The 5,907-nt window shown below is 73.6% G+C and carries 5 protein-coding genes and 2 tRNA genes; 5 read left to right on the top strand and 2 right to left on the bottom strand.

The features are described from left to right. From ACFY0I_RS08120 to ACFY0I_RS08140, 5 genes are all read left to right on the top strand, one after another. Window positions 1–208, top strand: a 208-nt coding sequence (locus ACFY0I_RS08120; RefSeq protein WP_388891750.1) for a hypothetical protein, incomplete at its 5' end; no start/stop codon positions are given. Between the two features lie 183 nt (window positions 209–391). Further along, window positions 392–464 (top strand) — tRNA-Lys (locus ACFY0I_RS08125). 190 nt (window positions 465–654) lie between these two features. Then, a tRNA-Met gene (locus ACFY0I_RS08130) sits at window positions 655–728 on the top strand. A 172-nt stretch (window positions 729–900) separates the two neighbouring features. Next, on the top strand, window positions 901–2,067 hold the full coding sequence (locus ACFY0I_RS08135; protein WP_388891842.1) for a PP2C family protein-serine/threonine phosphatase: 1,167 nt from the start codon (window positions 901–903) through the stop codon (window positions 2,065–2,067). 317 nt (window positions 2,068–2,384) lie between these two features. Further along, window positions 2,385–3,431: a M23 family metallopeptidase gene (locus ACFY0I_RS08140; protein WP_388891752.1), complete on the top strand. Its 1,047-nt coding sequence runs from the start codon at window positions 2,385–2,387 to the stop codon at window positions 3,429–3,431. Here ACFY0I_RS08140 and ACFY0I_RS08145 read toward each other — a convergent pair. Both ACFY0I_RS08145 and trmB read right to left on the bottom strand, forming a co-directional pair. After that, complete coding sequence (locus ACFY0I_RS08145; protein ID WP_388891755.1) at window positions 3,421–4,803, bottom strand: PrsW family glutamic-type intramembrane protease; 1,383 nt, start codon at window positions 4,801–4,803, stop codon at window positions 3,421–3,423. The two genes, ACFY0I_RS08140 and ACFY0I_RS08145, sit on opposite strands and share 11 nt — an antisense overlap. A 44-nt stretch (window positions 4,804–4,847) precedes the next feature. Continuing rightward, the gene (gene trmB, locus ACFY0I_RS08150) at window positions 4,848–5,720 is read right to left on the bottom strand and encodes a tRNA (guanosine(46)-N7)-methyltransferase TrmB (protein ID WP_388891758.1); all 873 of its coding nucleotides are present in this window, start codon (window positions 5,718–5,720) and stop codon (window positions 4,848–4,850) included. Between the last annotated feature and the right edge of the window lie 187 nt (window positions 5,721–5,907).

Here is a 5,907-nt window from a genome sequence, read left to right on the forward strand (position 1 = left end):
CTTCAACCGTGACGACCGTGGTGGCGACCGTGGCGGCTTCCGCCGCGACGACCGCCCCTCGACCGGTGGCTTCCGTTCCGCCGGCGCCGGTGACCGTCCCTACGGCCGCCGCGACGACAACCGTCCCTCCGGCTCCGGTGGCTCCGGTTCGACCGGCTCCTTCGGTGGCCGTCGCGACGACAAGCCCCGCTGGAAGCGCAACGGCTGACGCCTGAGCGTCATCTGACACCGACTCGGCCCCCACAGCACTCCGGTGCGGTGGGGGCCGGGCCGTTTTCCGGCCCCGTCGCCCCTCCCGCGACCGATGGCGGAAAACCGCCGGGGCCACACCCGGCGATACCCGATCGGCCAGGAGCCCCGCTCCGGCTATGCTCTGGGGTGAGCACATGGAGGGCCATTAGCTCAATTGGCAGAGCAGCGGACTTTTAATCCGTTGGTTGTCGGTTCGAGTCCGACATGGCCTACCGCTCGCAGGGCCCGGGAAGTCCTTCCCGACCTGCCACTTGGCGCCCCACCCGATGATTCCGGGTGGGGCGCTTCGTCGTTCCGACCCGATTACACGTCTCTGACCTGCGGTGATGTCCTGTTCGGGGGTGCCCCGGACGTCAATTGGTGAGGGCCGTCCCCCGAATGACGTAGAGTTGGGTTTACCGACGCGGGGTGGAGCAGCTCGGTAGCTCGCTGGGCTCATAACCCAGAGGTCGCAGGTTCAAATCCTGTCCCCGCTACTCAGTACGAAGGCCCGGTTCCCTTGTGGAACCGGGCCTTCGTCGTTCCCCGTTGGGCACCGGCCGCTCGCGGCGTCACCCGATCGGCGCGGTCCGCTCGCCGTACGGGGGCCTGTACCGCCAGCCTTGAGGGGGCGAGGCGGGACCGGCGGCAGGAGACAGCGTGGCGGGGCTGGGCCGGCAGGACAAGGAGCGTGCGACCGTCCCCGGCGACGGCGCGGCCCCGCGGGTGGCCCGGCTGCTCCCGGTCCTGCTGATCCTCGTCGGGCTCGTCTTCAACCTGCTGACGCCGCCCAGCTTCACCGGCTCACCCTTCTTCTCCGCCGCACCGCTCGTCGCCGCTCCCCTGTTCACCTTCCGGGCGACCGCCCTGATCGGCGTGACGGCCTCGCTCGCCGTCGTCGGGCTGCACGCGTACGGCGGCACCGGGTGGAAGGTCGAGGCGCTGACCGAGCTGGCGACCGTGCTCACGGTGTCCGGCTTGGCCCTGCTGATCAATCGGGTCGTCCGGCGCAGTGTGGAGCGGCTCGCCTCCGCGCGCGGGATCGCCGAGGCCGCGCAACGGGCCGTGCTGCCCACCCCTGCCGAACGGATCGCGGGGCTGCACGTCTCCGCCCGGTACGTGGCCGCGCAGGCCGACGCGTTCATCGGCGGCGACCTCTACGCCGTCCAGGACACCCCGTACGGGGTACGGCTCGCGGTGGGCGACGTACGCGGCAAGGGCCTGGGGGCCGTGGAGGCCGTGGCCGTGGTGCTGGGCGCCTTCCGCGAGGCGGCGGACACCGAACCGACCCTGGAGCGGCTCGCACAGCGCCTGGAGCGCGCCCTGAACCGGGAGGGCGTACGGCGCGACAGCCTCGACGCGGTGGAGGGCTTCACGACCTGCGTGCTCGGGGAGATCCCGCCGGGCGCCGAGCAGGTGCGGCTGCTCAACCGGGGGCACCCCGAACCGCTCCTGCTCCACGCCGACGGAGGATTGGCCGTGCTCGCCCCGGCCGAGCCGGCCCTGCCGTTGGGGCTGGGGCAGCTGGCCGTCGTCGGACCGCCGGACCGGGCCGGGCAGTGGCCCTTCCCGGCCGGCAGCACCCTGCTCCTGTACACGGACGGGCTCTCCGAGGCCCGGGACGCGGCGGGCGTCTTCTACGACCCGGCGGACCGGCTGCGGGGGCGGGTCTTCCCGGGGCCGGACGAACTGCTCGACGCGCTCAGCAGCGACGTGCGCCGGTACACGGGAGGCGGCGCGAGCGACGACATGGCACTGCTCGCGGTGGGCCGGCCGGGGGAGGGTCAGCCGGAGCGGAGGCGGACCGTACCGGTGGTGCCGCGCGAGGAGGCGTAGCGCCCCCGGATGCCCGCCCGCTGTGACCGTCCGTGGCGGCTGCGGTGCTGTGTGCGAGATTGCTGATGGGTCGTCATTTGGCCAATGTGGCTGAAGTGGTGACTGAAAGCGTTGCTCTTTGCCCCAGTTGACCGTCGATAGTCACTGATGTCCAGGCCAAAGGCGAGCGACGCGTGGCTGATTGGTGTTAACGATCAATCGCAACAGCTTGGAATCACTCCCCCATGTCTATTACCTTTCGATAACGCATCGCGGTCGTCCCAGTCGTCGCAAGAGGCGACACCGTGTGCGTTCTTGCCCATGAGGAGTGTGCCCCGGTGGCCTCCAACTCGCCTGCCCCTGACGGCACCGACGTCCAGGAGGCGCCCAGCGCCGGAGCCTGGGGCGAGTGGAACCCCACCGAGGACTCGGTCCGTCCGGTCCGCGGCAAGCACCGCACCCTCAAGCCGCGCGGCGGCCTCGCCCGCAGTTCGACCGTGCTCGGCGTCGGCGTGATCGCGGCGGTCGGCGCGGGCGGCATCGCCACCGCGCAGGACCGGCCCCAGGTCTCGATATCCATGCCCTCGCTGCCCGACCTGATGGGCGGGGAGCGCGCGAGCGCCGCCTCCACCGACACGCCGGCCGCCGCGGCGACCACGACCGCGGAGATCCCCCAGCAGGCCGCCGCCCAGGGACAGGGCGACGCCGGTGAGGCGCTGCGCAACCGCATCCTCCAGCAGGCCGAGGCGCAGCAGGACGTCACCGACACGCAGGCCCTGGCCGACGCCGAGCGCACGGCCCGCGAGGCCGCCGCCCAGGAGGCGCGGACCCAGAAGGAAGCGGCCGACAAGGAGGCCGAGACGGTGCGCGTGGCCGCCGAGAAGGCCGCCGCGGACCAGGCGGCCGCCGAGAAGACGGCGGCCGACGAGGCCGACGCCAAGGCCAAGGCGGAGGCGGCCTCCGCTCCCGCCCCCGTCGCGAAGTCGGCGGGCGGCTTCTTCCTGCCGACCTCCGCCTACACCCTCACCTCGCGCTACGGCGCCGCCGGCTCCATGTGGTCCTCCGGCCACCACACCGGCCTCGACTTCGCCGCCCCGACCGGGACCCCGGTCAAGGCCGTGGGCGCCGGAAAGATCATCTCGGCGGGCTGGTCGGGCGCGTACGGCTACCGGATCGTGCTCCAGCTCAACGACGGCACGGAGATCTGGTACTGCCACCTCTCCTCGATGTCGGTGACCTCCGGCGCGGTGGGCGCGGGCGAGACCATCGGCCGCGTCGGTGCGACCGGCAACGTCACCGGCGCCCACCTCCACCTCGAGGTGCGCAAGGGCGGTTCGACGATGGACCCGATGGCGTGGCTGAACAGCAAGGGCCTCAGCGTCTAGCAGTCGCACGGCTCGGGGTCGGGTCCGGTTCCCTTCGCTGCTCCGGCTCCGGCTCCGGTGCTCGTCGCGCCTCCGGGTGTTCCGGCCGGCCGGCCAGGTGTCGCCTCGGGGCCGGTACGGCCGCGAGGGCGCCCGTCGGGGGCTGTGCGGTGGCGGGCGTGCCCTCCTGGGGCCGGCCCGAGCGGGGCGGCAGCAGCTCCTCCAGTACCGCGGCCCGGGCCAGAGCGGGGGCGGCCGTTGCCCGGCGCAGCCACAGGGCGTGCAGCAACTCCCGTTCCCGTTCGGCGAAATCCGGCTCCCAGGCGGCCCGGCCCCGGCGGCGGGCGCGGTGGCGCAGCACGGCCAGGGCGGTGGCGTCCGCCGCGTAACGGGACACCGCCCGGGCGGAGGGACGGCCTCCGGTGGTCCGGGCCAGGCTCCTCGCCAGTGAGCGGGCCGGCAGCGAAGCCAGGGCCGGCACCTCCGCCGGACTGAGCCAGCCGGCGCCGGCGTACACCGACAGCTCGGCGGCGACGGCCCGCAACCTCCGGCGCCGCATCCGCACGGCCAGCCACAGCAGCAGCCCGAACGCCGGGACCATCACGCAGCCGTAGACCACGTAGAAGCCGTACTCACCGAAGTGTGAGGAGCCGTTCCACAGGGCGTGCGTCGCCACGGCCAGCGCCAGCCCGAGCAGGGGCAGGCCGATCCGGCGCGAACGGCGGGCGCTGAGCGAGGCCGCCCCGAAGCCGAGGCCCGTCAGTACGGTGAACAGCGGGTGCGCGAACGGAGACAGCACGACCCGTACGAAGAACGTCGCCGCCGTCACGGAGTCCAGTACGCCGGTGCCGTTGGCCACGTCCTCGTAGAAGGCGTTGCCCAGGTAGAGGATGTTCTCCGTGAAGGCGAACCCGGTGGCGGTGAACCCGGCGAGCACGAACCCGTCGGCGGGGCCCGCGAGGTGGCGTCTTCGGAAGGCGAACACGAGGAGCAGCGCTGCCGCCTTGGCGGTCTCCTCGACGACCGGCGCGATCGCGACCGAGCCGAGCTGATCCGCGTCGGAGGGGTCGGCGGTGGCGGCCGCGACCCATTGGGTCGCGAAACTGTTGGCCAGTATGGCGATCAGCGCGGCGGTGCAGGCGCCCCAGCCGAAGCAGAACAGCAACTGCCGCCAGGGGCCGGGCGCGGCCCGACCGAGCCACCGGAACGCCGCCATGAGCGGCGGGACCGGCAGCAGGGCCAGGCCGAGCCCCACGAAGAAGCCGGCGGTGCCGGTCTGCTCCCGTACGAGTTCGAGGATCGCGACCCCGGTGGCGGTGAGCAGGACGACGAGCACGCACGTCCGGACCCCGGCCGACGGGCGTGCGAGCACACGGGAGAGCGCTCGGAACACACGATGACCCTACCGAGCGGGCCGGACACCCGGAGTGACGTTTGTCAGTTCGTGGTGGGGAGGGTGGAGTTGGTGAGGTCGGTGGGGTTGGTGGGGACGCCGGGAGCGCGGTGTTCGGCGCGGCGGAAGAGGAGGTCGTGGACCACGTGGCCCTTGTCCAGGCCCTGGCCCTCGAACCGGGTGAGCGGACGGAAGTCGGGGCGCGGCGCGTAGTCGCCGTCCGGCTGGGTGTTCTCGAAGTCGGGGTGCGCGGTGAGGACTTCGAGCATCTGCTCGGCGTACGGCTCCCAGTCCGTCGCGCAGTGCAGGATCGCGCCGGGGGCCAGGCGGGTGGCGGCCAGGTCGAGGAACTCGGGCTGGATCAGCCGGCGCTTGTGGTGACGGGCCTTGGGCCAGGGGTCCGGGAAGTACACGCGCAGCCCGGCGAGGGAGTCCGGCGGCAGCATCTCGCGGAGCAGGATGATCGCGTCGCCGTTGGCGACGCGGACGTTGGTGAGGCCGCCCCGCTCCGCGAGGGCGAGCAGGTTGCCCTGACCGGGGGTGTGCACGTCGGCGGCGAGGACGCCGGTGCCGGGGTCGGCGGCGGCCATCTGGGCGGTGGCCTCGCCCATGCCGAAGCCGATCTCCAGGACCACGGGGAGTCCGTCGAAGAGCCGCTTCAGGTCGATGACCTCGTGGCCGTCGATGTCGAGGCCCCAGGTGCCCCAGAGCCGCTTCAGGGCTTCGCCCTGGCCGGTGGTCACCCGGCTGCGGCGCGGCTGGAAGCTGCGGATGCGGCGCTCGTGGTGCGAGCCGGCCGGGTCGGGGGCGGGGCCGTCGGGGAAGCGGGGCTCGGTGCGCCACTTGGGGGGCACGTACGAGGACGCCTCCGGCGCGGTGTCCGGGAGGCTGGGCTGGGGGTTCGGGGACTCAGACACAATGCCGAGATTCTACGACGCGGTGGCCGGCGGGTGCCCTGGCCGGGCCGTGGGGTGGGGCCGGGCTGCGGGGGTGGGGGGGGGGGGGGGCCGGCGGGGCCCCCCCCCCCCCCCCGCCCCGGCGCCGGCCGCGGGGGGGGCGCCCGGGGGGGGGCCCCCCCCCCCCGCGGGGGGGGGGGCGGCGGGG

Origin of the sequence: Streptomyces sp. NPDC001568 (assembly GCF_042893755.1) — a bacterium.
Lineage (GTDB): Bacteria > Actinomycetota > Actinomycetes > Streptomycetales > Streptomycetaceae > Streptomyces.